27 protein-coding genes and 1 pseudogene are annotated in these 25923 nt (G+C 55.0%); 14 read left to right on the forward strand and 14 right to left on the reverse strand.

The window, feature by feature from the left end; all coding sequences use genetic code 11:
- Nucleotides 1-38: 38 nt before the first annotated feature.
- The gene (locus tag Q1B27_RS22275; protein ID WP_299851475.1) at nt 39-449 is read left to right on the forward strand and encodes a universal stress protein; all 411 of its coding nucleotides are present in this window, start codon (nt 39-41) and stop codon (nt 447-449) included.
- 480 nt (nt 450-929) lie between these two features.
- On the opposite strand, the gene Q1B27_RS22280 is transcribed toward Q1B27_RS22275, so the two are convergent.
- A complete protein-coding gene (locus Q1B27_RS22280; RefSeq protein WP_299851478.1) occupies nt 930-1472 on the reverse strand; it encodes a helix-turn-helix domain-containing protein in 543 nt (180 codons plus the stop codon).
- Between the two features lie 39 nt (nt 1473-1511).
- Here Q1B27_RS22280 and Q1B27_RS22285 point away from each other — a divergent pair, with 39 nt between their 5' ends.
- Nucleotides 1512-1889 carry a VOC family protein gene (locus Q1B27_RS22285; protein WP_299851481.1) on the forward strand — a complete coding sequence of 126 codons (378 nt, stop codon included), beginning with the start codon at nt 1512-1514 and terminating at the stop codon, nt 1887-1889.
- Between the two features lie 420 nt (nt 1890-2309).
- Here Q1B27_RS22285 and Q1B27_RS22290 read toward each other — a convergent pair whose 3' ends face one another.
- On the reverse strand, nt 2310-3155 hold the full coding sequence (locus Q1B27_RS22290) for a hypothetical protein (protein ID WP_299851484.1): 846 nt from the start codon (nt 3153-3155) through the stop codon (nt 2310-2312).
- Nucleotides 3156-3212: 57 nt separating this feature from the next.
- Between Q1B27_RS22290 and Q1B27_RS22295 the strand changes: the two genes are divergently transcribed.
- Both Q1B27_RS22295 and Q1B27_RS22300 read left to right on the forward strand, forming a co-directional pair.
- Nucleotides 3213-3593 (forward strand): hypothetical protein, encoded by a 381-nt coding sequence (locus tag Q1B27_RS22295; protein ID WP_299851487.1) that lies wholly within the window; start codon nt 3213-3215, stop codon nt 3591-3593.
- Nucleotides 3594-3984: 391 nt separating this feature from the next.
- Entirely contained in the window at nt 3985-6492 is a 2508-nt protein-coding gene (locus Q1B27_RS22300; protein WP_299851490.1) for an FAD-dependent oxidoreductase, read from the forward strand.
- Nucleotides 6493-6599: 107 nt separating this feature from the next.
- Here the strand turns inward: Q1B27_RS22300 and Q1B27_RS22305 are convergent, their stop codons facing one another.
- Both Q1B27_RS22305 and Q1B27_RS22310 read right to left on the reverse strand, forming a co-directional pair.
- Nucleotides 6600-6860, reverse strand: a complete 261-nt coding sequence (locus tag Q1B27_RS22305; RefSeq protein WP_299851497.1) for a zf-TFIIB domain-containing protein — start codon at nt 6858-6860, stop codon at nt 6600-6602.
- A 92-nt stretch (nt 6861-6952) separates the two neighbouring features.
- Entirely contained in the window at nt 6953-7678 is a 726-nt protein-coding gene (locus tag Q1B27_RS22310) for a hypothetical protein (protein ID WP_299851500.1), read from the reverse strand.
- 208 nt (nt 7679-7886) lie between these two features.
- Between Q1B27_RS22310 and Q1B27_RS22315 the strand changes: the two genes are divergently transcribed.
- Nucleotides 7887-8288, forward strand: coding sequence for a cupin domain-containing protein (locus Q1B27_RS22315; RefSeq protein ID WP_299851503.1), 402 nt, complete (start codon nt 7887-7889; stop codon nt 8286-8288).
- A 142-nt stretch (nt 8289-8430) separates the two neighbouring features.
- Here Q1B27_RS22315 and Q1B27_RS22320 read toward each other — a convergent pair whose 3' ends face one another.
- Nucleotides 8431-8748 carry a hypothetical protein gene (locus tag Q1B27_RS22320; RefSeq protein WP_299851506.1) on the reverse strand — a complete coding sequence of 106 codons (318 nt, stop codon included), beginning with the start codon at nt 8746-8748 and terminating at the stop codon, nt 8431-8433.
- 192 nt (nt 8749-8940) lie between these two features.
- On the opposite strand from Q1B27_RS22320, the gene Q1B27_RS22325 reads away from it, so the two are divergent.
- Nucleotides 8941-9144 (forward strand): CsbD family protein, encoded by a 204-nt coding sequence (locus Q1B27_RS22325; protein ID WP_299851509.1) that lies wholly within the window; start codon nt 8941-8943, stop codon nt 9142-9144.
- A gap of 249 nt (nt 9145-9393) precedes the next feature.
- On the opposite strand, the gene Q1B27_RS22330 is transcribed toward Q1B27_RS22325, so the two are convergent.
- The 3 genes from Q1B27_RS22330 to Q1B27_RS22340 form a co-directional block, all read right to left on the reverse strand.
- Nucleotides 9394-11034: a phospholipase D family protein gene (locus Q1B27_RS22330; protein WP_299851512.1), complete on the reverse strand. Its 1641-nt coding sequence runs from the start codon at nt 11032-11034 to the stop codon at nt 9394-9396.
- A gap of 196 nt (nt 11035-11230) precedes the next feature.
- Nucleotides 11231-12124: a mechanosensitive ion channel family protein gene (locus Q1B27_RS22335; protein ID WP_299851514.1), complete on the reverse strand. Its 894-nt coding sequence runs from the start codon at nt 12122-12124 to the stop codon at nt 11231-11233.
- A 117-nt stretch (nt 12125-12241) separates the two neighbouring features.
- On the reverse strand, nt 12242-12802 hold the full coding sequence (locus Q1B27_RS22340; protein WP_299851517.1) for a sigma-70 family RNA polymerase sigma factor: 561 nt from the start codon (nt 12800-12802) through the stop codon (nt 12242-12244).
- 281 nt (nt 12803-13083) lie between these two features.
- On the opposite strand from Q1B27_RS22340, the gene Q1B27_RS22345 reads away from it, so the two are divergent.
- The gene (locus Q1B27_RS22345) at nt 13084-13350 is read left to right on the forward strand and encodes a hypothetical protein (RefSeq protein WP_299851520.1); all 267 of its coding nucleotides are present in this window, start codon (nt 13084-13086) and stop codon (nt 13348-13350) included.
- A 61-nt stretch (nt 13351-13411) separates the two neighbouring features.
- Nucleotides 13412-14194 (forward strand): Crp/Fnr family transcriptional regulator, encoded by a 783-nt coding sequence (locus tag Q1B27_RS22350; RefSeq protein WP_299851523.1) that lies wholly within the window; start codon nt 13412-13414, stop codon nt 14192-14194.
- Between the two features lie 261 nt (nt 14195-14455).
- Here Q1B27_RS22350 and Q1B27_RS22355 read toward each other — a convergent pair whose 3' ends face one another.
- The 3 genes from Q1B27_RS22355 to Q1B27_RS22365 all read right to left on the reverse strand — a co-directional run bounded on the left by Q1B27_RS22355 (nt 14456) and on the right by Q1B27_RS22365 (nt 17090).
- Complete coding sequence (locus Q1B27_RS22355) at nt 14456-15412, reverse strand: YihY/virulence factor BrkB family protein (protein WP_299851526.1); 957 nt, start codon at nt 15410-15412, stop codon at nt 14456-14458.
- 233 nt (nt 15413-15645) lie between these two features.
- Nucleotides 15646-15987 carry a hypothetical protein gene (locus Q1B27_RS22360; protein ID WP_299851529.1) on the reverse strand — a complete coding sequence of 114 codons (342 nt, stop codon included), beginning with the start codon at nt 15985-15987 and terminating at the stop codon, nt 15646-15648.
- Between the two features lie 587 nt (nt 15988-16574).
- Complete coding sequence (locus Q1B27_RS22365; protein ID WP_299851532.1) at nt 16575-17090, reverse strand: peptidoglycan-binding domain-containing protein; 516 nt, start codon at nt 17088-17090, stop codon at nt 16575-16577.
- A 345-nt stretch (nt 17091-17435) separates the two neighbouring features.
- Between Q1B27_RS22365 and Q1B27_RS22370 the strand changes: the two genes are divergently transcribed.
- Both Q1B27_RS22370 and Q1B27_RS22375 read left to right on the forward strand, forming a co-directional pair.
- Nucleotides 17436-17759: a 2Fe-2S iron-sulfur cluster-binding protein gene (locus tag Q1B27_RS22370; RefSeq protein ID WP_299851535.1), complete on the forward strand. Its 324-nt coding sequence runs from the start codon at nt 17436-17438 to the stop codon at nt 17757-17759.
- 80 nt (nt 17760-17839) lie between these two features.
- Nucleotides 17840-18562 (forward strand): VCBS repeat-containing protein, encoded by a 723-nt coding sequence (locus Q1B27_RS22375; RefSeq protein ID WP_299851538.1) that lies wholly within the window; start codon nt 17840-17842, stop codon nt 18560-18562.
- A gap of 90 nt (nt 18563-18652) precedes the next feature.
- On the opposite strand, the gene purD is transcribed toward Q1B27_RS22375, so the two are convergent.
- A complete protein-coding gene (gene purD, locus Q1B27_RS22380) occupies nt 18653-19915 on the reverse strand; it encodes a phosphoribosylamine--glycine ligase (protein ID WP_299851541.1) in 1263 nt (420 codons plus the stop codon).
- Nucleotides 19916-20026: 111 nt separating this feature from the next.
- Here purD and xseA point away from each other — a divergent pair, with 111 nt between their 5' ends.
- Nucleotides 20027-21517, forward strand: a complete 1491-nt coding sequence (gene xseA / locus Q1B27_RS22385; protein WP_299851543.1) for an exodeoxyribonuclease VII large subunit — start codon at nt 20027-20029, stop codon at nt 21515-21517.
- A 111-nt stretch (nt 21518-21628) separates the two neighbouring features.
- Here the strand turns inward: xseA and Q1B27_RS22390 are convergent, their stop codons facing one another.
- Together Q1B27_RS22390 and Q1B27_RS22395 are read right to left on the reverse strand one after the other, a co-directional pair.
- Nucleotides 21629-21961 carry a hypothetical protein gene (locus tag Q1B27_RS22390; RefSeq protein ID WP_299851546.1) on the reverse strand — a complete coding sequence of 111 codons (333 nt, stop codon included), beginning with the start codon at nt 21959-21961 and terminating at the stop codon, nt 21629-21631.
- Complete coding sequence (locus Q1B27_RS22395) at nt 21951-23144, reverse strand: alkane 1-monooxygenase (RefSeq protein ID WP_367181384.1); 1194 nt, start codon at nt 23142-23144, stop codon at nt 21951-21953. Before Q1B27_RS22395 ends, Q1B27_RS22390 begins: the two co-directional genes overlap by 11 nt.
- A 181-nt stretch (nt 23145-23325) precedes the next feature.
- Between Q1B27_RS22395 and Q1B27_RS22400 the strand changes: the two genes are divergently transcribed.
- The 3 genes and pseudogenes from Q1B27_RS22400 to Q1B27_RS22410 all read left to right on the forward strand — a co-directional run.
- Nucleotides 23326-25011 carry an NAD(P)H-dependent oxidoreductase subunit E gene (locus tag Q1B27_RS22400; RefSeq protein ID WP_299851549.1) on the forward strand — a complete coding sequence of 562 codons (1686 nt, stop codon included), beginning with the start codon at nt 23326-23328 and terminating at the stop codon, nt 25009-25011.
- Nucleotides 25008-25631 carry a lysoplasmalogenase gene (locus tag Q1B27_RS22405; RefSeq protein ID WP_299851552.1) on the forward strand — a complete coding sequence of 208 codons (624 nt, stop codon included), beginning with the start codon at nt 25008-25010 and terminating at the stop codon, nt 25629-25631. Before Q1B27_RS22400 ends, Q1B27_RS22405 begins: the two co-directional genes overlap by 4 nt.
- 59 nt (nt 25632-25690) lie before the next feature.
- Nucleotides 25691-25923 (forward strand): annotated as a pseudogene (locus Q1B27_RS22410) (signal recognition particle-docking protein FtsY); the annotation flags it as partial.

The following is a 25923-nucleotide window of genomic DNA, read 5'->3' on the forward strand; positions in this document are numbered from 1 at the left end:
GCGGCAGCAGAGTCGAAACTCAACACGAGAGGAAAATCATGTACGGCAATATCTTAGTAGCTCTATCTCTGGAGCATGGCATCAGCGCTCACGCGCTCTCCACGGCACGCGCTCTGAGTTCAGAAGGTGGAAAGATCACCGCGACACATATCCACGAACCACCAAACAAACAGATCATGTACTACATGGAAGAAGGCGTCGCCGAAAAATCTTACCGAAGGGCGAAGGAGAGGTTAGCAGAGCGCCTGAAAGATGAAACTGATGTCTCTTCTGTCTTGCTTGAGAGCCAATCAGCCGGCCGGGCAATCACTGAATACGCCAACAAAAATGGCATCGACTGTATTGTCCTCGCGTCTCACAAACCGGGTATGAGAGAGTTTTTTCTGGGTTCGACAGCCGCTCTCATCGTTCGCCACGCGCATTGTTCGGTTCATGTTCTGCGACTGTAAGATCAAACTCGATCATTACATTTGAAAGACGCTAAAGCTTTTTGTTTGGAACACCGGGCACTAATGATGAACGCCGCATTCCTGCCAGAGCTTTCATAGTTCCTCCCGCAGATGCTGATAGCATCCAATAGAGCTCGGAAGTAGGAGGATCACGCTGGGGTGGCCCTCCGGCGTGATCTTTGCCTTAGCGTTGACGTTTTGAAACAAGCTGACTGGGCGCCCAAAAAAGACAATAACGGGAATTACTTAGGCTAAGCATTTCGGTCGAAAATGATGCATTGAGAGGAAAATCTGAATGCTTTGACAATCCAAGTCGGCAAGATTCGCAATTTTCACAGAATCACAGAAGCCGCCATTTGCACAAAGCGCAGCATCTGTCAGAGAGGGTTCACAGTCGGCTTTCACGAGCCGCGCAGCATTTGGACTACGGCAACGACCGGGTCGCTGAATTCCCCACTTTTGAACGAACGACAGGTATTGCTAGACAAAACTAATTTCTGGTGCGGAGACCTTACTTATCATTCCTCCAGTGTTCACGGCGCTATACAGCGATCTGGGTGGGCGAGCGGTTCCATCAACGCTGCGACACACCCAGCTTCTAGCTTCCATCGATTTCAACGACTGCGACAAAGCGCGATCTGTAATCGTCTGCAAGTTTCGCTTGATGTCATTGAAGTGGCATGGTGTGTGAAGCGACGTTAGCACCGGCAAAGTCCATGACCGACGAAGCAAGTCTTGATCTTCATCTCCGGCAACACGGTGAATTTTGTTGGCGATTGCGGCGGCCTTAGCTCCGAACTGCGTGAGTCGAAATTCTGGACGCAGCGGATGACCGTAGCCAGGGTTCCGTTCCAACAACTTCATCGTAATCAGATGGTCCATGCTTTGCGCGAAAGCGGTCCTACTTGCGCCAGTAGCTGCCAACAGTGGTGCTTGCCGTCCGGCGACACCCTCGTGCAGATTCGATAGAATGGGTAATGCCCAAGCTCTCGACGTGATGTTGACAAACACTCCAATGTACATAAAGTATATCTAGTATATTTTAAGCCCAAAGGAAAGCCCATGTCGCTCATTTCATTGGATGAAACCATCACTATCTCGCTATCTGTCAAAGACCGCCACGCCAGTGCAAAGTGGTACGGAGGTATGCTGGGATTCGAAACAATCTATCATGCAGATGATGCAGGCTGGTCGGAACTTCAAACAAATACAATCGGAGTCACAATTGGCCTTGGTGAGCATACCAAACCCGCGCCCGGCAACTGCGTCCCCGTCTTTGGGGTCGCAGATTTGGACGTCGCGAGGCAGAAGTTGGAACAGGCCAGAGTGAAATTCGATGGCGAAACGGATGTCGTCGAAGGCATGGTCAAGACGGCAACTTTCTACGACCCTGATGGTAACGCTCTTATGCTCGCCGAAGATTTGACGGGAGGAGCGTGAATATACGGATGCAGCGAACAAAGCGGTGAACGAAATGCCGATTTCATCAGCCGATCACTGCAACTTCGGCCCGAACCGGACTCTCAGCATAGTCCAAGAATGCTGAAGTCGCAGCCCATTTTGCGGCCATTCGCTGCGCGTGCAAAGCTTCGAGATGGTCGAACCTACGATGTGCGGAAATTGCTGCCGCTCGGCTTTCTCGTGAAATTGGCAGTTGTCCGAGGTCGGCCAGATCACTGAGCAAGTTAGCCATGACGACCGTTAGTCAAGCAGAAAACGCGCATTAAAATGGCTGATCCTGTTTTGTCTCAGCAGGCCCATAATTTCCCCGGACGGCTTTCCTTCGGTGACCAGTATCGCTTCAACGGGTACATTTTCGCGTATATCCATAGCGGCTTTTACTGCTCGATACTTGACGCATTAGTAGACCTCACGACTTAAGTCGACAAAATTGGAGATCCGTGATTTCACTTCAAGCACGATCCTTCGATCGTCGAGATGGTAAACCACATCGATCCGATCTCCGGAGTCGAGGCAGAATTCAGTTTCTGTTCGCGCCTTCGCAAAGGAGCGCCGGATTTTGTGAGGGTTCGCAGTTAGCCAGAGTCGCAGCGCCTTGTGAAACTCACCTTCTCCCCCTTGCCCATACTTGTCGCCGCCGGCGCCAAAATCATTCTCTCTTCCGTTTTGGCGCTTCTCACGTTCGGCTGCGATCAGATCTTGCGGGAGTTCGACAGCAAACACCCGGTGGTAGAGGTTAGCCCAATCTTCCGCGGAGGTAGAATAGACCTCGGCGACGGCGCGTTGGAAATAATCACGCCATTTTTCAGTGTGGCGCTGCTTATACTCGGTTTTCCCAAGCTTTGAATTCTTGAACCGCCTTGCCATGAACGAACCCGCTCCCTTGCTTGGCATTCGATCCGCTTGATTCACCACCAACACGTTGATGAGTGGAGCGGCGGCATCTACTTGCTGTATTCGGTCCATCAGTGCACCGGCGACAAATCCAACGCGGGTCGCGAATACGGTAGAAAAGCCAGCTTCCTTCTCGAGCCTCGCTTTAACTTCTCCATATGTCATGGTCGAATCGTCAAGCGCAGTTGCGATTAGCCACCGAAACGAAGGCGCTAGCGCGTGTTCAAGCAAATTCTTATTGTTCGCAGCAAATGGTTTCCTTTGATTTTCCATCCGTATTTCCCTGTGAAATGCTACAGAGGAGTAGCCATTGGCATTCGACTGCATCGCATGAATATCTGAACGCTTCACGTCATTTATGCTGTTTGATCGCCGATGTGTCTGAAAGTCTCAGAGTGCATAAGCTCCATGCAGTCGATTTCTTCAATTTCTGGCGATGACTGGGAAGCGCGGGGAGACACGCTCGATTCCCAAATCGATGGTGCATTACTTCCCAATGAGACCATACGGAAGATTCGACAGATCCGCGCGAATATTTCCAAAGCACGCGCTATGATCGAAGTTCGCTCTCACAATAATCCTCCTGAATTGATAGACGAGCAAGCTGAGGTCAATGCTCTAATAGATGAGACGAGCATTGCGCTCAATGACGCGAAAGAGGTAGTGGACAAGCCGGGCATTTCCTCAGAACGCCTCCGAAGCCTTGTTGCCAAGCTCTACCGATTGCTCGTAAGAGTCTCAAATCACACTGGAAAACTCATTGATGTCGCTCTCAAAAAAAGGCACTGAAGAGTTAGGAAGTACGGGTACAAAGTGGGCAATACGTGCCGGTGTAGGTTATTTTGCGGCACAAACCGAACCGGTTCAGATTGGTCTCGAAAGCCTTTTGAAGCTGCTCGAAAACCTCCTCAAGCTCGTTGGGTAGCTCGGTCGATACTGTCTGAAGCGACAAACCAAAAGCAGACCTTCGAGTTCTTTTCTCAAAAGACCGCAAAGTCCGCACAGCCGTCGCCCGAACATAGAACACGTCGCAGCGCGGTAGTGGGTGCCATGCCGCGATGCGAATACGGTGCATTTCATCGCCGAGGTCGGTTTTGCGCGATCTAGCGTCGGCTGGGCTGTGCGCCGCGCGACAGGATTGATAAAACTCCGGCAGGTCATGTAACGGAGTCGCACTCACATGAAAACCAATGTCAAAGCCCTTGTCGTCGGCGGCGGTGCCGTCGGCACGTCGATTGCCTACCACCTTGCCAAGGCAGGCTGGGATGATGTGATGCTGCTGGAACGGGACGAGCTGACCTCCGGCTCCACCTGGCACGCCGCCGGTCTGCTGCCCTTGTTCAACATGTCCTACGCGACCACGCATATCCACAAATACTCGGTCGATTTCTACAAGACGCTTGAGGACGAAACCGGCCTCAACGCGGGCTTCGCTGTGGTCGGCAACCTGCGCATGGCGCAGACCCAGGAACGCTTGGACGAATATATGCTCTACGCTGCGACCGCTGAAACCTGTGATGTGCCCTACGAATGGCTGACCCCGGACCAGATCAAGGAACGCTGGCCCCTGATCAATACCGAGGACCTGAAAGGTGCGATCTACCACAACACCGACGGCTATATTAACCCCGCCGATGTCACCCAGGCGATGGCCAAGGGCGCCCGTCAGCGCGGCGTGATGATCGAACGCAAATGGCAGGCCGATGCCTTCCACTGGAACGGCACCCATTGGGAAGTCACCTGCTCGAAAATGGTCGAGAAGGGTGGCAACCTGGTCGCCTCGGACGAGCAGATCGTGATCACTGCCGAACATGTGGTGACCGCGTCGGGCAACCACGTGCAGCGCACCGCCAAGATGCTGGGCATCAAGATGCCCGCCATCCCGGTCGAGCACCAGTTCATCGTCATGGACAAGGACCCGGCGCTGGTCGAATACCGCGCAAACGGGGGCCAGGAACACCCGGTCGTGCGCGACGCCGACGCGCAATCCTATGTGCGCGAGGAACGCGGCGGCTGGATCCTGGGCGTGTACGAGAAAAACGCGCCCGCCTGCTTTGAGTACGGCGTGCCCGACAGTTTCCGCGCCGATCTCTTCCCGCTCGATCTGGAACGCATTGAAGAGCAGTATATGGCGATGATCCACCGCGTGCCGTCCTGCGAGGAAAGCGGCCTCAAGGACGATTTCAACGGACCGATCTGCTACACCCCCGATGGCAATCCGCTGGTCGGCCCGGCACCCGGCCTCAGAAACATGTGGCTGGCCGAAGGGTTCAGCTTTGGCATCACCGCCGCTGGCGGTACCGGCTATTATCTGGCGCAGCTGATGGTCGAAGGCGAGGCCGAGATCGACATGGCGTCGCTTGATCCCAAACGCTACTCGCAATCCTGGATGACGACCGAGTTTGCCGCCCGCAAGAACGAGGAATGCTACGACCACGTCTACATCCTGCACCACCCGGACGAAGAACGCCCCGCCTGCCGCCCGTTGCGTACAGCCCCCGCCTACGACCGGCAGAAGGCCCGTGGCGCGCAGTTCGGCTGGGTCAATGGCTGGGAACGCCCGAACTATTTCGGCCCGCTCGATGCGCCCGAAAACTTCGACCATGACGCGCGGTCCTTCCGCCGCGGCGGCTGGTGGCAATACGCGGTCGAAGAGGCCAAGGCGATCCGCGAAGGCGTCGGCCTCATCGACGCCACCGCGTTCACCAAACATGTGGTCAAGGGCCCCGGCGCCACCGCCTTCCTTGACTGGTTCACCTGCAACAAGCTGCCGAAAGTGGGCCGCATCAACCTGACTTACGCGCTGACCGCCCATGGCACCACCCGCACCGAATACACCATCGTGCGCAATGGCGAGGATCACTACTACCTCGTCTCGGCCGGCGCCTGGACCGAATACGATGCCGATTATCTGCGCAAGGCCGCCGAGGACAAGGCGCCCGAGTTCGGCTATATTGAGATCCAGGACGTAACCACCCAATGGGGCGTCTTCGCCATCGCCGGGCCGAAATCCCGCGATGTGCTGCGCGAGGTGATCAAGGATGCCGATCCCGACACAGCGCTTTCCAACAAGCGGTTCCCCTGGCTGAGCGCGCGCAGGATCGAACTGGGCATGTGCCCTGTCAACGCCATCCGCGTCGCCTATACGGGCGAGTTGGGATACGAGCTGCATCACCCGATGGAGATGCAGAACTATCTCTTCGATCTGCTTGAAAACGCTGGCGAAAAGCACGGTATGAAACTGGTCGGCTCCCGTGCGCAGAACTGGCTCCGGCAGGAAAAATCCTACCGTGCCTTCGGCACCGAACTGGGCCGCGACGCCACCCCGCTTGAGGCCGATCTGCCACGTTTCGTCGACCTGGAAAAAGACTTCCACGGCAAGGGCAAACTGGTTGAAACCGGCGTGCGCGCCAAATGCTGCACCCTGCTGATCGACGGGCCGAACGATGCCGATCCGTGGGGCCGCGAGGCGCTTTATATGCTGGATGGCACCCGCGTGGGCCGTCTAACATCAGGCGGCTATTCGGTGGTCTTCGGCAAATCCATCGGTATGGGCTATGTCACCCCCGATCTGGCGGTTGAAGGTACCAAATTGCAGGTGCGCATGCAGGACAAGCTCTGGGATGCGGTGGTGACCTGCGACAGCCCTTATGATCCGAAAAACGAGGTCATCCGCATTGACGGCTAAGCCATCTCTTAGATGAGATCAGAAAAGGCCGGGCGTTCATGCCCGGCCTTTTTTTGCTGTAAATCTGACCGTGTACTGCCCGTTACCAAGCCGACAGCGGCACGTGGTCAGAAGTCGAAAATCTCGCTCAGGAAGCTGTCGCGTTTCTTTTTCTTGTGCGGACGTTTGTCATAAACACGGTCATAATCATGCGACGGTGCTGCTGACGGGGGCGGGGGCGGCGGTGCGGCCTGCACGGTGCTGCGCTCGATGATCTTGTCCAATTCACCGCGATCCAACCAAACGCCCCGGCATTGGGGACAATAGTCGATTTCGACCCCGTTTCGATCCGTCATTACCAGCTGTGTTCCATCAATCGGACATTGCATCGTGTGTCATAAGCCTCCTGTTTCAATTGAAACCGATATGGGGGCGTCATGCGGCCAAACAAGGGGCGCAGAACGGCCCGCGCCACCTTGTCTCACCCCAAATCATCAAACGGCCCGGGGGTCACAAGCACCGTCTCCAGCAGCATCTGACCGCGCTCAAGCTGGCCCAGAACCTGCTGTTTCGTCAGGTCAGCATCGTCGTAGCGATAGACGGTGAGGGTTTCCATGGACAGGCCCCCAAGCGCGGCAGGTGCAAAGGCCGGCTGGCCGGATATCACCGGGTCCAGTGGCTGCGCTGCAATCTCGACGACGTCGCTGAAATCTGTTCCTGCATCCTCTTTCTGGAACCAGTAGCCCGGTTTGGTGATGAAGCCACCGCCACTGTCGCCGATGCTGCTGCCGCCACTATGGAAAACGAATTCTTCGTCGGGCAAACGTGCATCGTCGTTGACGATCGTCCCCTTGGCCACCTCGGTGTGGAAATGCAGGAAATTACCGTAGCCTGGCACGTTCCAGTACCCCTTGGTCAACTGGATTTCAAAGGTTTCATTCGATTCCACATCCGTGTCACCATGGATATCCAGCTTGATTTTGCCAACAAACATACCATTGCCGTTTTTGCTCAGCGTGACTTGCGAAGACGTGCCTGACAGGTCGCTGGCGTCGGTGGTGCCGTGCTTGATATCAAACTCCAGCGTTACTTTGTTCGCCTTTGGATAGGGTAGCGAGGTCTTGAAATCCCACGCGATGTCAAATTCCATCGTCGTGTTGCTGCTATCACCTTCTTTCACGGAAGCCGGTACAATGATCCAACCCATGATCTTTCTCCTTTTCTGTCGCCGGCGTTACAAACGAACTCAACTCTGCCGGTATTGATGACACGGGCGCACATCCAAAAAAGTTTCACTTAACTGTGTATGCGAGGAGATTTCCCGGGCGCCACGGCGTGCGTTTTGCTGCTGATCGGATTGCCAGTGCTCACCGCTTTGCCTAGTCTGAAATCGTGCAATTGGCAGGAGACCAGACATGGACATCATCCCCGGCGGCTCCCGCCCGTCCTCATCCGGTTCGGCAGAGTATTTTAGCGGTGCGGTCCGGATCGACCCGCTGCATTCCGCGCCCGATCCGGCCCGATTGCGCGCGGTGATCGTCACGTTTGAACCCGCAGCGCGCACCGCTTGGCACACGCACCCGTTGGGGCAGACGCTGCATGTTCTTTCGGGTCTTGGTCTGGTGCAAAGCTGGGGTGGGCCGCTTCGCGAAATCCGCCCCGGTGATACGGTCTGGTTTGCGTCTGGCGAAAAACACTGGCACGGGGCGGCACCTGATGTTGCCATGACCCATCTGGCGATGCAGGAGGCCGAAGATGGCATTGCCGTGGATTGGCTGGAAAAGGTCAGTGATGATCAGTACGGGTTGTCAAAATAACGCCAGCGTGGGGTTTTATTTTCCAACAAAATCAAACGTCTACTAACACCGTCGGACTGCCGAAAAAAGCGCGTGGACTAATGTGAAACGTCATTGTTTTGCCCAATACCCCGATCTTGTACCGCAAGCCGGGCTGTTTGGGTCATGCTAATTTGTCGGCAGTTGTACTGGCAAGCACCGGAAGAGAATTTTCAAGAACGATCGAGATAATGTCGCGGTTGGCAATCGCCGGCTCAGGGTAGGGGCGGCGTTGAACATTGCCCTGGAATGGCGACAAACCGCCGTTGGGAACGGCCATAGCGAACGGGCCTTTTGGGGACAAATAGGACCGAAAATGGTCTCTTTCAGATACGTTGACCAAACAAGAGCCTTTTCGGAATACCGGGGCCCTTTTTCTACCATCCGACGTATCAAGGATGATCCGCGATTGGATGGAATTGTCGAAGTCATCTTCATACATTCTTGGACCTGCCGGTCAGACCTTGGATAGGTGTCGTCAGTCATGGGCAGGTTCTTTCCGATGCTCGCCAGTCTATGTAAAACGCCTGATTTCGACTTTGGTTCCCATCTTTTGCATTGGAACTTTGCCGCGGTGAGCCCGTTAACGAGGCAGGTCTACGTTTGGCCTGGTGTTAATGTGAAAGGATAAGAGATGAATTGGGATCAAATTGTCGGAAACTGGAAGCAGATGAAGGGTAGCGTTCAGGAAAGGTGGGGGGATCTGACGGATGACGAAGTTGATCAGGTAGAGGGAAATCGTGAGAAACTGGAAGGTAAAATCCAGGAAAAATACGGCAAATCCAAAGAAGAAGCGAAAGAGGAAGTGGACCGTTTCCTCAATGACATCTCTGCATAACTTATGTGCCGCCCGAAGCGCCATTGAATGGCCCTTCGGGTTGGATTGGGGCCAAGGGCAAAGGGTGCGACATCATTAGTTGCCCCAAGGAAGAAGGCAGGCAGGTTTTACGAACTGCGACGCAGGAAATTTGAGACTAATGCGGCAACAAGCGCGATTGTAAAAACATGATGGCCAGATTGAGCATGTTTGGCTTTTGGTCTGGTGTGCTTCGCGAACAACACTGCATTGGCATTGTTCTCACACATTTTACACAAGCTCGTCCGGAACAAGCGGAATGGATTGTCCAAGCCGTCTGGCCGGCTCTTCCGAATAGGGCACCAGGAAAAACCCTCTTTCCTCGGGCAATTCCTGCGCTGTTCTCTGGGCGATCTTGTGCCAGTGCGATGCATCCGCCATCAACAGGTCGGGCGCCTGCCGGCCCGCAACGTGCCAGGCTTCGAAAACACGGGTGCAGAGATTGGTGACGACGTCACGATCTTCAATTCTGACCGCGGCCTCCGTGTCCCATCGCATGCTTCGTCCGTTCAGATTGGCCGATCCGATGATCGCGTCGTTATCATCAGCGATGGCTATTTTTGAGTGCACATAAATGATTTCGGCCCCGTGCAGGTTGTCGCGCCCATCGGTGCTTCGGGGTTTTGGCCTGACAGGGCTGAGAACGGTCATCCGGTTGCCGAATGCCCCGGCAACGCGTTCCAGGCATTCGGTTTGAAGCTGCTCCCCCATTTTGTCCGAGACGTGAGGCACGTCGCCAAAGGCGATTTCTTCGGGGGCGGCGGGGAGAATGAGGATCAGGCTAAGCTCAGGGGTATTCTTTGCTGCGGTAGCTAAGGCATCGGCGATTGCTTTACTTCTGAAATACTGGGTTTCAATGTAGACGCGCCTTTTTGCATTTGAGAACAGCTGGATATGGGCCTCTTCGATTTCGCGAAGATGCTCTTTGGGTGAAAGTTGAAAACCAGTGCGGCGCGCCTGTTTGGAAAGGGTGCGAATGAGGCGGATACCACCCCTTTCGGCAGATGCCGTTGACGGCTGGGGGAGTTCCAGCGGCGCGACCTGCAATTCCCGCTCAGCGACACCGTCGGGTGCGTAGCGTAGCTGCTCGCGCCGGATCGCCGCCATTCTGATACGGTTGGCGTTCCACGTCTGCGCCACATAATGCGCGATGTCACCCGCAATGGGGCCGTCCACGCGCACAGTTGCGTCATGCCAGGTCTCTTCGGCCGGTCGGTCATGGTTCAGATCATCGTATCGGCGGGTGTCTACATCCAGACCGCCAATGATTGCTGCTGTGCCGTCGGCCACCGCAACCTTGTGGTGCAGCGTCGCCGGGAACAACCTTGGCAACAGCAAGCTGCGCCATTTGAATGTGCCGTTTTTATCCTGCTTGAGGTGACGCCAAAGGCCGGGCCGGGTTTGGAATATCGTACTGCTTTCTTCCGGTCTTGCGTCGTTCAGTTCTTTGCGCTGGCTTTCGATCGCGCGGGCCGCCATAAGCCAAAGACCAAACCGCAGGCCCTTGCCGACCTGTGCTTCGTGTCGCACAGGAAGCACCTGGAAATCACCCCTATTGGCCAGCCCTCGCAGGTGTTCGACACTGCGCCAGGTCGTCTCGTGCAATTTTGGCGCGCCGATCGGATCGAAATCTGAGATCAGGAGCCGAACGGCAACGCCCTGAGCGATCTTTCGTTCCAGCAGGTCGCGCCACGTCCCTGTTCCTGAGGCCGCTGAATATAGTTGAGTTTCTGGGTCGAAAATACGAAAGGCCAGCCAGAGATAGTATTCGGCATTCAACGCAAGACGTTCAAGCGCCGGATAGCCTTCACCAGCTGTAATCAGCGGTGTGACATCGTCCAGCGGACGTGTTGGAAATGCATCTTTATCCATGATACCCACCTGGCCCGTCAGCGATGTTCGTCATTCCGCAGGCCCGACAAAGCGCAGATCACGCGCGATCTGAAATCTGGGCCCATCCCGTTCACATGTTTAAAACCTTATGCCACCGTGCTGACAGCGACAATGCAAGGACCGGTGAAATACGCTATCCGAATATCGGCGGCCATCAGAGGTAAACCAATATCGATTAATCCGCACTGCTGGCCTGTGGCACTTTGGTCATGTCTATTTGCAAGGGCTCGGCAAATGTAAGCGAGCGGTAGGGGAAGGGTATTTCGATACCGGCATCGTCCAGTGCGGCCTTTATCGCCAGTATCGCCTCACTCTTTGAAAGACGCTCGGCCGGTGGTGTGCTTTCGGTCCACCAACGCGCGGTGAAATCGACCGAAGACGCCCCGAAATTATCTGCGACGACTTCGAACCCTTTCGAACTGTCCCTGCTATCAAGGTTTTCGATTACAGAGGAAATTATGGAATAGGCTTCCTTAGCGTCTTCACCGTAGGCAACGCCGATGGCGACGGAAATCCGTCGGAGGTTGTCATCGGTCAGGATCTTGACCGGGTTCTTAAACAGGAAGCTGTTGGGAACGATCACCAGTTCGCCCGAGCGCTTGCGGAGAAATGTATCACGGATCGAGATATCCTCGACCCGGGCAGATAGTCCTTCGCATTCGATGTCGTCACCGATCCGCATCGGTTTGCGCAACAAGATGAGAAATCCGGCCAGAAAGTTCTCGAAGATGTCCTTGAAGGCAAGCCCAATTGCAATTGATCCGATCCCGAGGCCGGCCACCAGTTTTGTCGGTGTCAGGTTCGGAAAAATAATGGTTGCGGTAATGAGAATGCCGATCAGCCAGATCAGCATGCGGGTCAGCGTCAGCAGTGCATTTCTGAGCGACGGGCGCGTTTTTGAACGCGTCAGAATTTTCCGGACGATCCGTGTGACGATTGCAACCAGAACGCCGGTGAAAAGCAGCACGATCAGGGCTGCCAGCAAGTTTGGTGTTAATGCGACGACCTGCTTGAGGAAAAGGTTGATTTGTTCGGTTGCCACAGCGATGGGTTCGATTGAAATGTCCAATTCCACATCCCTGCATAATGGGTTGGTCACGATAATTCCGCGACTATCAGCGATAACGCACGCGCTGTCCGTTGGTTCCCAAAATTTTACTGAGGTCGCTCTGCCCTGAGAAACCAATCACAGCGGATCTGGATCGGTCCATTCCTGTAATGAAGATCGCGCCCGGCTGACGCGGCTTTTGACGGTGCCAACGGCGCAAGCCTCGCATTTTGCGGTTTCCTCGTACGAATACCCAAGCGCCCCAACCAGGGTTATGGCGCGCTTTTGGTGTGATGGCAGTTTGCCGATCGCATTCAATAGCTCTACCAATTGCATGTAGTCGTGTTGGCTGCTGGTCTCGGTTGGTTTCTTCCGTGCCTGAATCTGTGGAACGATTTCGGCAAAGGATTTGTTTCGCCGTATTTCGGACAGGAATAGATTGCGCAGAATTGTGAATAGCCATGCCAGCAGGTTCGATCCGCGGATGAACTTCGCCTTGTATTTTAGAGCACGCAGCACGGTGTCCTGAACCAGGTCTTCGGCATGGGAGACGTCGCGTGTGAGAGAGCAGGCAAATGCCTTGAGATTGGGTAGAAAATACACCAACCCCTGTTCAAAATCATCAGGGTATTCCTTGGAAGAAGCCTGATCTGCGGGGTCTGCTTTTTGGGTGAAGGGTTCGTGCGTTGCGATATTCATCTTGCCATCCGATCCAGCCTGTGAAGACACGCAATGACCGGCCTGGCGGTTAACGAGGACCGTGCCGATGTGAACGCGTCGTTAACGCACTGTCACCCGCCGAAAGCACGAAATCTTTTAACAATGCTGGGTTGCTTCGATCTTGGGTGCATATATGCGTTGACTAGCGGGAACCTTCCGGCATTCAACGCGTAATCACTCGGACTAAACGCCACGAAAGACCAAATGCCCTGAAGCGCCTTCGCGACTTAGGGTCAAATCGCTGCCGAGGATCTATTCAATTGCCCCAAACCCGCGACATCGAAGAAAGGGCCGACACCGATATATACGGTATCTGCGCGCTATCATTGCTTGAAGCCATCATTCTGATTTTGCGGGAAAAGAGCCTGATTACCGAAGATGAGCTGGACGACGCATTTGACGCGGCAATCAATGCCCACAAGTACCGGCACGCGCAGCACACGGATGAAAAAAACCAGGTTGCGGCGACGCTTCTGGATCGATTGAGAGTGCATGGTAACAGTGTGAGGCTGGACGGAAGCCAGTGAATTGTGGTCTGCTATATGCGGGTTCTGCAGAATTAGTGGAACACTTGTCCGGAACAACGCCATGCTCAACACGGGGGAAGAGGAGGGGCTCTACGCCTTGACCAGTGCGATCCTCAAAAAACTCGAAGGGTGTTATGATGTGACCGATGATGTCACTGAAATCCTATCCGATATCTGTATCGACAAAGTCGATCTGAACGCCGGATCCGTTATTGTGGCGCAGGATGGAGACTATGGTGACGTATATCTTGTCGATAGTGGATGGGCGTTACGCGCGCGCTTCATGGCCAACGGGTCCAGGCAGATTGTAAACACCGTCATGGCGGGTGATTTTCTGGCCTTCAACGCTCTTTTATTCACCACGTCGGATTTCGAGCTGAAGTGCAAAACCGATGTCAGCGCCTACCGGTTTTCCAGCGACGCGTTGGAACGCGCGCTTTCGCGAAGCGCCTCATTGGCCGCAGCGCTGTTCTGGATCAACGGTCAGGAGGAAAGCATGTTGGCCGAGCGTATCGTTTCGCTGGGCCGCAGATCTGCACGTCAGCGTACTGCGCATGTGCTTTGTGAATTGATTGCGCGTATGGAAATTGTCGGCGCAGGAATCGATGAAAGCTACCTCATACCGCTGTCGCAGGATGAATTCGCTGATATTCTGGGCATCTCGATCGTACACATGAACAAAACCCTCTCGGCCTTGCGCCGCGATGGGATCATAACATTCCGCAATTCCCTTCTGATCGTGCATGACCGACCCCAGCTTGAAATTGAAGCCGGGTTTGACAGCGGTTACCTGCATTTTACCCGGCGAAATGATCGCCGATCAGTTGGGCTTGTTCAGGGTTGAAAACGGGCCAAGTCGCCATCATTTTAAACAAGGAAGGCAGCAACCTTTTGCGTGCATTCGAATTCATCCAGCACGATCTTGAGAAATGTTGCCGGGACAAATTTCGGTGTGCTGCGCCGATTTAGACGGCATCAGATCGGGGGGACGGTGCAATAGCCCAGAACCATTGCAGTTATAGGTATCAGGAAATCGGTAAGCCAGAGCTGCGTATTCACAAGCAATATCAAAAAATACTGATCAACGGCCATCGGAAATTCGCTGTCATCCGCTATCCCCGCTGCAGCTTTTGCCAAGATTATCTGCCTTGAATGCACCTCGCTTGCCCATCGGCTCTGGGGGGCCGGCAGTCGAGTCTTTTTTTGTTTGGGCTTCGATTTCGGCGTTCAACTCGGCTCCTAACATGATCACGAAGGCCGAAATCCAGAGCCACAGGGTCAAAACAATGACACCGCCGATTGCACCGAAGCTTTCGTTATAGGTCGAAAAACGAGTGACATAGAATGTGAAAGCGACTGAGGCGATAATCCAAAACAGACAGCCAAGCACTGCCCCTGGCGACACCCATCGCCACTTTGCGTTCGAGCGCGAGGGGCCATACCGGAAGATGATCGCCAGCCCGAACATCGTCATGGCAATAAGCAAAACCCACCTGAGTACACCAATCAGGATTTCCCCGACGTTTCCCAAGGTTACATAATGCAGCACCGCAGGCAGAACGACAATCGCGGCGATGCCGATAAGAAAACCGAGGATCAAAAGAAGCGTCAGGATCAGAATCTGTATATTCAGGATAAAATAGCCGCGTTTCTCATGCTCCTCATATACGATATTCAGGCCCTGAACCAAACTGGCCATGCCTCGTGACGACGACCACAACGCAAGCGCCACGCTTACGACCAACGTCAAGCCCAGACCGGTATCACTTGAGCCAGTCACGGCGGTTGCCTGATCCTCTATGATACTGATTACGTCGCTGGGGACGACGCCAGCAAAGCGTGTCATCTGTTCGATAATTTGGGGCGGATCCATAACAAGCCCGCCGATCGCGAGCAGGGCTGCGATCGCGGGGAAAAGTGCCAACAACGCATAAAACGCGATGCCCGCCGCCAACAGGCTGATCCGGTCGTCAGACACACGGGATTTGACCCGCCAGAGAATATCAATCCATCCGGCTTGCGGGATTTTCGTGGGTGATGTCGCTTGGCGACCGCGGCTCATTTGACGTCCTGTATCTTTTTGCGGTTCTTCACCGAGTACAGAGGCGTTGCGATCAATTGCTGTTCGAAGCGCAATTGCGGTCCCGACACCTTCTGTTTCAGAGGACCAGCTGCATGATGGCCATTACGACGACGATGACCCCGATGATGTAGAAAATGTTTCGCATTTGATTTCCATATTCTGTGGTTAAGTGGTCTGCGCCCGGTAGCAAACCGAGAGCAGAAATCGATTTTTCAGTCCCAGAAACCCTCGTCCCGATCTTCCTGTTGCATAAGTTTGTCCTTGGACAGGCCAGTGATGATGCTGAGTGATTTGTCATCGGCGGGCACACCGATCATCTTGCCCTCGCCGTTGAGCACAATATCGTCAACTTCACCGATTTTGTCCCAATTGTCGTCGACAGCGTCGGACATCATCGACGAGTCCCATACCATCGGCCCGTCACTGTTGGTGGTGTGGACTTTGGTACTCGTGATGTCGCGGGTGCGGACCATGTGGTCTTTGTCCAAATTGGATTCGGCCAGTACAGGATACGCCGTCAGCGCCAAAGCGGTGGCGGTGATGATGAATTTCATTTGGTTTCCTCACTTGCCGCTGTGGGTCGTTAATGCACGACCTGGAAGTTTGTTCCCTGAACATCCGCATTGATGCATCGGTCGACGGTTTTCGAGCGTGCTGCTCTCGTGCTGGTTTGGTCCAAAGGCGTGGTGTGATGGACAGGCGTCCAACATTGGGACGGATGCGCTGCGTGCTACACAGGGTCCAGAAATCGCCGCACGGCATTAAATCGGGATATTTCCGACCAGGTTCAAATCGTTGAGATTGATTCGCAAAAGGAGGTCCGATTTTCGGGGCCGGGATGCTATCCTGGCACCATGCTTTTCATCCTGATCCTCACCTATCTTGGCGTCTGGGCCTGTGCCTACGCAGCAGTACATTCCTGGCGGGGAAGGTTCGCATTCTGGGTTTTATATGTGCTGTCTGTGACATGTGTGCCGCTGCTATCAGGCATCAGTCTCAAAGCGACTTTCAATGCGATAAACCCGGACTATGGCGCTACGATCTCAACCTTGCCTATTCTGCTTGGTATGGTGTTGGCGCTCGTAGCCTATCCAATAAAATACCTTCGTGCAAAAGTTGAGGGTTGAGATTTAAAATATTGTTATTGCTCTCTTTTAACTGCAATAAGACCTAGTTTTCGTGCCGCTGCCAAAGACAGGATGCCACTGTCTAATCCCTGTGGTGCCTGATATTGTCTGACTGCTGCACGCGTGCGTGTATCCATCCGTCCGCTGATTTGACCCCGATAAAATCCACGCGCTTTTAGCGCCCGTTGCAGGGTGGCGACGAACTCGGGCGTCAGCGCGGCTGCGCAGGGGGTTTCGAACCAGGTCTCAACGCGTTCCTGCACAATCGCCTGCCGGGTTTCTGTCTTGTAGACCGCCGGTCGCGTGACAGAGCCGTCGACCATAATTTCAGCAGGCTGCACCAGAATTTGTTCTGTCACCGTCTCAACCACGGCCGGAGAAACATTCTTGCCCCAGCAACTTCCCGGCGCGGCCCCTGGTGGGGCGGTGGCGCGTGTCTGAACCTGATCAGGCTCTGCGGTGGGCAAGGCGTTCTCGCAAGCGGCTGTCAGCCCGAAGGCCATCAGTAGCAGGGGGACGGGTTTGATCATTTGCTCGGGCCTCAAAGCCTTTTTTATTAGTACTTAATGGATTTCAGTAATTTGGGGAAGTACGGCTTCGATGGCGGTGAAAGGTGTGTCGCGTTTTTCCGGCCGACCTCGTCGCAACAGGAACTTGATACATTGGTGGTGGCCATGAACGGAGCCAATGTCGGTCGGAAAATCCGTCTGGTTATGCTGTTTTGGCGGCGGCGGCGGTCAATTTTCAGAACATAATATGAACAAATGCCGTTTTGTCGCAACTCTTTTCCATCGGTGTCGCAAATTGGGCTGGCAACAGCTACACCGCTTGGCTAGGAACCGCTGAGCAACTTTTGTGAAGGGGAGAACGTTCGCATGGCGAAAATCACCTATATCGAGCATAACGGCACCGAGCATGTCGTTGATGTCGCCAATGGCCTAACCGTGATGGAAGGTGCGCGTGACAATAACATCCCCGGCATCGAGGCCGATTGCGGCGGAGCCTGTGCATGTTCAACCTGTCATGTCTACGTAGTTGAGGATTGGGTGGAAAAGCTGCCCGCCAAGGATGACATGGAAGAGGATATGCTCGATTTTGCCTATGAGCCCGATCCGGCCCGCTCACGTCTGACCTGCCAAATCAAGGTCACGGACGCGCTGGACGGTCTTGTGGTCCAGATGCCTGAAAAACAGATTTGATCTTGAACCGGGCGCGGCGTCCTCCGTTGCGCCTCTTGAACTGTTCCGCCCGCCGCGCGTTGCCGATGTTGTGTTGGCTGATGTTGCTGGCGGCTCATTCGGTGGCGGCTCAAGTGGTATCGGCGGCTGAATATACCAAGCCGACTGAAGCTTATCCCCATGGCGCTTTGGGTGACGATCTTGAATGGTCTGAAATTCGGATATCGATAGCGCAAAGGACGAGATCTGTTGGTGAACTTTTCAAGGGTCACGTCAATTTAACCTATCATCTCAAGGCTCCCCGGCACATGGTTTTCGAGGATACGACGCCGCGGCTTTGGGATATCGACGGCGACGGCAGACCAGAGGTTGTGACCGTCCTAAGCCATCAGAAATACGGCGCACAGCTAGCGGTAATTGCGTATCGGGAGGGCGCGTTCCGCTATATCGCGACAACCCCACTGATCGGTCAGCGATTTCGCTGGCTGGCACCGGTGGGCGCTGGTGATCTGGATGGGGATGGATATATCGAAGTGGCTTTTGTTCATACGCCTCACCTGTCAAAAACTTTGCATATCTGGCGTTATAGAGACGGAGATTTCAGTCCTGTCGCACGCAAATCGGGGCTGACAAACCATCAGATTGGCTGGGACCATATCCCGGGTGGTCTGCGCAATTGTAACGGCTTTCCCGAACTGGTCACGGCGAATGGCGATTGGTCTCGTGTGGTTGCGTCAAGGTTATTGAACGATGAGATAAAAACGCGTGACGTTGCGAATTACACGGGTCCAGGGAGCCTGAACAGCGCGCTCAACTGTCCCTGACATCCATCTATTGCAAAATACTTCGGAGAGCGCGAGAGACATTGCCCACTGCATTGATCGGATCGCTAAAGCAATTCGAAACTTGAAGGATCAAAGCGCCCGCCACCCTATATCACGCCGGCAGAATCCTTCTGTCCATTCGATCTGGTCAACCATCGCATAAGCGCGCTCTGCGGCCTCGGACAAGGTAGCGCCCCGTGCCGTAACGTTCAGAACGCGACCGCCCGTGGCTACGATCTGACCGTCCTTACGCGAGGTGCCCGCATGAAATACCATGTTGAAACTATCCTCGGTACTGGCAGTCAACCCCTTGATCGCCGTTCCTTTTTCATATCTTCCCGGATACCCGTTTGCGGCCATGACAACCGTCAATGCATGATCGTCAGCCCAGTTCACGCGAGCCTCCGCCAATCGCCCCTCGGCGGAAGCCTGCAATAGATCCAGAACCTGCGCACCTAGTCGCATCATCAGAACCTGGCATTCGGGATCGCCAAAGCGGACGTTGTATTCGATCAGTTTTGGTTGACCATCCTTGATCATCAACCCCGCAAAGAGCACACCCTGAAACGGGGTGCCGCGTCGGGACATTTCGGCCAGTGAAGGTTCGATTATTTCGGTCAACGCCTTTTGAGTCACGGTTTCACTCATCACTGGAGCCGGGCTATATGCGCCCATTCCGCCGGTGTTGGGCCCGGTGTCGCCTTCACCCACGCGCTTGTGATCTTGTGCGGTGCCGATTGGCAAAGCGTCTTTGCCATCACATAGCACAAAGAATGATGCCTCTTCACCATCGAGAAATTCTTCGATCACGACTTCGGCCCCGGCGCCACCAAAGGCTCCGTCAAACATGTCGTTGATTGCGGATAGCGCCTCATCCAGCGTCATCGCTACGATCACGCCCTTGCCAGCGGCCAATCCATCGGCCTTGATCACGATAGGAGCGCCCTTGCTTTTTACATAGTCCTGCGCGGCATCGAAGTCGGTAAATCGTGCGTAGGCTGCAGTTGGTGCACCTGCGGCATCGCAAACCTCTTTGGTAAAGCTCTTGCTGGCCTCCAACTGAGCTGCTGCCCCGGAAGGGCCAAAGACCAAAAACCCAGCGGCGCGCAGATCGTCTGCAACTCCGACGGCCAAAGGTGCCTCTGGCCCAACGATCACGAAGTCGATAGCGTTCTCTTCGGCAAAGACTACGACGGCAGCACCATTCATGATATCCAGATCAGCGCAATCGGCGATGTCGGCGATACCTGCATTCCCCGGCGCGACGATCAGCTTGTCGCATTTGGGGTTCTGCATCACTGCCCATGCCAGACCATGTTCGCGCCCGCCGCTGCCCAAGATCAGAATGTTCATCCGCCCCTCCACCTTGTTGATGCACGTCTGAATAGGCATCGTGCAGCCCAGAGGCAAGCGCACATGCCAAGCGATCTTTTCAATAGCGCCCGGATCGGTCATTGATGGAGCATGTCTGATCTGATTGATGAACCACTTCCGGGGCAAAACCTGCCTGAATACACCGTTTCCGAAATCTCGGGCGAGGTGAAACGAACGCTTGAGGATCAGTTCGGGCGCGTGCGCGTCAAGGGAGAGGTGGGGCGTGTGTTCAAGGCGCGTTCGGGCCATCTCTATTACGACGTCAAGGACGACCGGAATGTGCTGGCCTGTACCACCTGGAAGGGTCAGGTCTCGTCGCTTTCGGTTGTACCCGAAGAGGGGTTGGAAGTGGTTGTGACCGGGCGGCTGACATCGTTTGGCGCACAGTCGAAATATAATCTGAATGTCGATGAGGTTGCCGTTGCCGGGCAGGGCGCGTTGATGGCGCTTTTGGAAAAACGGCGAAAACAGCTTGCGGAAGAGGGGCTTTTTGATCCGGACCGCAAACGGCCATTGCCCTATCTGCCAGAAGTCATCGGGGTTGTGACTTCACCATCGGGGGCGGTGATCCGCGATATTCTGCACAGGTTGCGGGAACGGTTTCCACGAAAGGTGTTGATCTGGCCGGTGGCTGTACAGGGTGCCAATTGTGCCCCAGAGGTGATGCGTGCGATCAAAGGGTTGAATGCGCTTACCCCCGGCGGTGCGTTGCCGCGCCCGGACCTGATCATCGTGGCGCGCGGGGGCGGGTCGATCGAGGATTTGTGGGGATTCAACGAGGAATCAGTGGTTCGTGCGGCAGCCGAAAGCGCCATCCCTCTGATTTCAGCCGTAGGGCATGAGACCGACACGACGCTGATTGACCATGCCTCAGACAAACGTGCGCCCACGCCGACAGCAGCGGCCGAAATGGCGGTGCCGGTCCGGTTGGAGCTTCTGGCCTGGCTTGAGGGACAGGAGGCGCGGCTGAGTCATGCGTTGACGTCCGGCATAGCCTCCCGCGGGCAAAGGCTGCGCGATCTGTCACGGGCTTTGCCTCGCATTGAGACGCTGCTGGATTCGCCGCGCCAGCGTTTGGACACATGGGCAGAACGTTTGCCTGCCGCCCTGATCCGCACGGTTCAAGGCCGCCGGGTAAAGCTATATGAGGCGTCCGGTGCTTTGCGTCCAGGATTGTTGCGGCGTACTTTGGATGGAGACCGACGCCGGTTGAAGAACACGGCTGCACGACTGAATTTGCGCGCCTTGCAGGCTGACACTAGCCGGAAGGCGCAGGAGTTGGACCGGTTGACGCGGCGCCTCTCGGACGCGACAACCCGCCAGACATGCGCATGGCGAGACCGGATCACCGCGATTGACAGGTTGCGCGAAACACTGAGCTACAAGGCAACGTTGCAGCGTGGTTATACGGTTGTCAGAGGGGACGGGGACGTTGTGACAAGTAAGTCAGCTGCTACCAAAGCTGGCGTGCTTGAGATCGAGTTTGCAGATGGTCGCCTCGCCCTTGATCGCGCCGTGAAATCCGCAAGAAAACCTTTAAAGGCCAAGCCGAAAACCCCAGATCAGGGCAGCCTTTTCTGATGGGCACCCAGATTTGGTTGCCTTTGTTCCGGACGTAATAAACTATCAGTATATTGTAATTATATGAGGGAAATTTCTCATAACCGCGATGATTTAGTCGTATGTGTGCAATTACACGCCAACCTCGGGTCCTAGACATATTAATGGTTCATGACTGGTTTCCACCTCATGAAGCTCGGTTTCATCGGGGTTATTCTCAAACTGCGCGACCAGACCATTTGACGAATGCCGGAAGCTCCAGCACTGCGGTTCAGACTGGCTTTCATAGAGGAAACAGATTTGTTTGCCCTCTTGATACCAGGTGCCATTTTCGCATCTGCCATCCAGAAAGGTCCAAATTACCCTGCGATCGCTCAGATACTCCTCTGCACCGTAAGGTTTCCCCTGGTTGCCGTAATAAAAAGTCTTGTTTTGCGTATATGCGTCGAATTCATCAGCCGTCATTGTGTCGCCGGCGCGGAGTGATGTCGCGCTGATGATCAAACACAGGGTCAGGGTGCATTCCTTCATGATCTGATTCTGGCAGAACGCCAGCATGCAGGCTACCGGATTTTGCATGTGCCAGAACAGCGGGCGAAATATCGCGGGCTGTTGGATCTGGTCTTTCAATCCAAACCGGTTGCCATTGGGCGCAACGCGGGTCCATGACCCGACGCCAGATCGGGGGTACCAGAGCGATGCCCGCCATGACCGGCAGAGAGAAGGGCAGGCAAGGCATCTTTTCCTCATCCAGTTGCAACGCGGGGTAGGGGCGGGAAGGAGTGGTGTGATGATCGGAATGGCGCGGCGCGTTCAACGTCATGGCAGACGTAAACCAATGGGGCGCATTCCAAGAGTGTTGAGGACCGACAGGTTCGAGCTTACCATTCGCCAGTTGATGTCGCCGAAGACCGTAATGCTGGACGTAATCCGACATCAAGATCTGCAATTGCGCGTAAAGATTGATCATGACCAAGGCAGAAAGCCCCGGGATGCCGAAAAGAAGGAACGCGCCGATCAATATCGTGGACGCACCGGAAACATATAAAATATAGGGGTGGCGCCAGATCGCCTGACCTTTTCGCAGATGGTTTTCCGCACGTAAGCCAGCGATAAAACCTGCCGACCACGCGCGAAGCGCAAAGCCATAAAACCCTTGGCCAAGAGGGGCACTGTTGGGGTCCGCGCTACTGCCGACATTCACATGGTGAACTCTCAAATGGGCGCTGGCATGGTGACCGAACAGCATCGAGGTGTAGACAAGCTGTCCCAACAATCGCAGCGCCCGCCCCGATTTGTGAATCAATTCATGGGCGACCGGGTGCGAAATCTGGCCGAAAAACATTGAGACCGCGACGGCAATCAAGCCACGTTCGGTCATGCTAAGTGCACTGCTTCCACCGACGGCCCAGACACATGCCGGTAGCAGCGCCAGATGTACGATGCCTAGGACAATCAATAAACGGTTGTTGCCCGGGAACTCAGCGCTTGGGTCGGCGTTTTCAATTTCTTCCGGTGCCAGCCGGTCAAGTGAGAAGGCAAGGATTGTAACAAAACCTGCTGCCAGCCATGCCCAATACCCCCCCCAAAGAACCGCCGCGAAGATCAGGGCAGTAGGGCTGAGCGTGGCAAGCGCAAAAAGGGTCATTTGGGTAAACTCCAGCAGCGAGTAATAATGCCCTAAACAGAGATTTCGGCAAGTAAGCGGCGAAATCGGGAGCATTTTGGGCAATGTTCAACGTTTCCAGAGGGGTGAGTGTCGCTTTTGCCCTCGCTTCGGTTCGCGCGGGCCGTTATTTGTCGGTCAGGAATTAGTCAGAGGACACGGCATGGCACTGGATGAACGCAAGGGCGTCTGGAAATCGGGCAAGGGTAAGGGGCGACGGACGCCGAAAGGGCGCCAGTTGGAGGATCAACCCTGGGCCGAGATTCAGGGGCTGCTGGGGGATGCGCCCCGCCGTCGTGACCTGTTGATCGAATATTTGCACCTAGTTCAGGACAAGTTTGGCCATTTGTCTGCGGTGCATATGCGTGCATTGGCCGAGGAGATGCGCATCAGCCAGGCTGAAGTGTATGAAGTAGCGACGTTTTATGCCCATTTCGATGTGGTGAAGGAGGGGGAAGTGCCACCCCCTGCACTGACCATTCGTGTTTGCGATTCACTGGCATGCGAGTTGGCGGGCGCCCAGCAACTGCAAAAGGCGCTGGAAGACGGGCTGGATGCTTCGGAAGTACGGGTGTTACGCGCGCCCTGCATGGGACGGTGTGATACCGCACCTGTGTTGGAGATCGGTCATAATCACATCGATCATGCCACGCCAGAAAAGGTGCAGGCAGCGATAGCTGCTGATGATACGCATGCACATGTTCCCGACTATCAGACTTTTGACGCATACCGTGCCCTGGGCGGATATGAGAAGCTTGCAGATGTCCGGGCCAATGGCGATTTTGAAACGATCCAGCAGACGCTTCTCGACTCCGGCCTGCGCGGTCTGGGCGGTGCGGGCTTCCCTTCGGGTCGGAAATGGGGTTTTGTCCGCGCGGCTGAGGGGCCGCGTCATCTGGCTGTGAACGGCGACGAAGGTGAGCCGGGAACGTTTAAAGATCGCTTTTATCTCGAACGAGAACCCCATGTTTTCCTTGAAGGAATGCTGATCGCGGCGTGGGCGGTTGAAGCTGAAACATGCTTTATCTACATGCGCGATGAATACCCGGCCGTGCTGGAAATTCTAAGGCGCGAAATCAAGGTGCTGGAAGACGCCAAAATTGTCTCGCCAGGCTATATTGATCTTCGTCGCGGCGCGGGCGCTTATATCTGCGGCGAAGAAAGCGCGATGATCGAGTCGATCGAAGGCAAGCGTGGCCTGCCACGTCACCGCCCGCCCTTCGTCGCACAGGTCGGTGTTTTTAACCGGCCTACCTTGGTGAACAACGTCGAAACGCTCTATTGGGTCACTCGCATTTTGCGCGAAGGCGGCGAGATTTTAAGCGGGGTCGAGAAGAACGGACGCAAGGGGCTTCGGTCTTTTTCCGTTTCGGGCCGTGTGAAAAAACCAGGCGTGCATCTGCTTCCTGCAGGTTCGACGATGATGGATATTATCGACGCTTGCGATGGTATGTTGGACGGGCATTCCTTCAAAGCCTACCAACCAGGTGGTCCTTCGGCAGGGCTGCTGCCCGCGTCAATGGCTGACATCCCGATGGATTTCGATGTTTTGCAGGAACATGGCACCTTTATCGGCTCGGCTGCCATCGTGGTTCTGTCTGATCAGGATAGCGCGAAAGAAGCCGCGTTGAACATGTTGCGGTTTTTCGAGGACGAAAGCTGTGGCCAGTGTACGCCCTGCCGGGTCGGATGCGAAAAGGCGGTCAAGCTGATGCAGGCTGACAAATGGGATCAACCCCTGCTGGAAGAGTTGTGCACGGCAATGGCCGATGCGTCGATTTGCGGATTGGGTCAGGCCGCGCCTAACCCGATCCGACTGACAATGAAACATTTCCCCGACGAGGTGTGACGGCCTTTCTGATCGCAATCAGCGCGGTTTGCGCGCTGACTTATGGCATATGGTTTTGCCATCAACCTACTTCGTGGCTGCGTACGGGTATCAAGACGGCAGCAATTGGTTTGTTATCGGTGGTTGCCGGATTGGAAGGTGGCGCTTTTTTATTGGTGCTTGCTCTGGCGCTATCAGCCCTTGGAGATTTTGCATTATCGCAACCGGGTCAGCGGGCTTTTCTGGTTGGGCTATGCAGTTTTGCATTGGCACACATTTTTTACATCCTTCTTTTCCTCGGCCTGGCCGAGGGGTTGCCCACGTTGCTGCCCGTTTTGATCCTTGTGGCGTATGCGATTTCGACAGAATTCTGGCTTGCGCCACACACTGGCGATATGCGTGGGCCGGTCAGGGTTTATGTTCTTTTGATCACGGGGATGGGTCTGTCGGCGTTGGCGTTGCCAGACGCCATGATCTGGGCATTGGTCGGGGCAGGGGCCTTTGTCGTGTCCGACACGGTTTTGGCTATTCAGCTGTTTCGATTGGGCCCGGAAAGTCGCTGGTATGCTCCCTTCGCTCGTTGGCTTTGGGCGTTTTACTTTATTGCACAGCTTCTGATTCTAAGAGCGATGCTCGGCTGAGGCTTCCATCTGCCGCCGATCCACATTAGGTGGAAGCAAAGCATCTGCTCGGGGGACGCATGGCGTTTTTCAAGAAACTCAAGGAACGGTTGTTCCGATCGTCTTCGAAAATCGAAGAAGGCCTCGACGCGATTGTCGAAGATGGCGGCGAAGAAGAAGTGATTGAGGCGGAAACCTCAGGGCTTGACGCTTCTGCACCCATGCCCGAGACCTTTCCAGAGCCAGAGCCAGAGCCAGAGCCAGAGCCAGAGCCAGAGCCAGAGCCAGAGCCAGAGCCAGAGCCAGAGCCAGA

The sequence above is a fragment of the uncultured Roseovarius sp. genome (assembly GCF_947489715.1).
GTDB lineage: Bacteria > Pseudomonadota > Alphaproteobacteria > Rhodobacterales > Rhodobacteraceae > Roseovarius.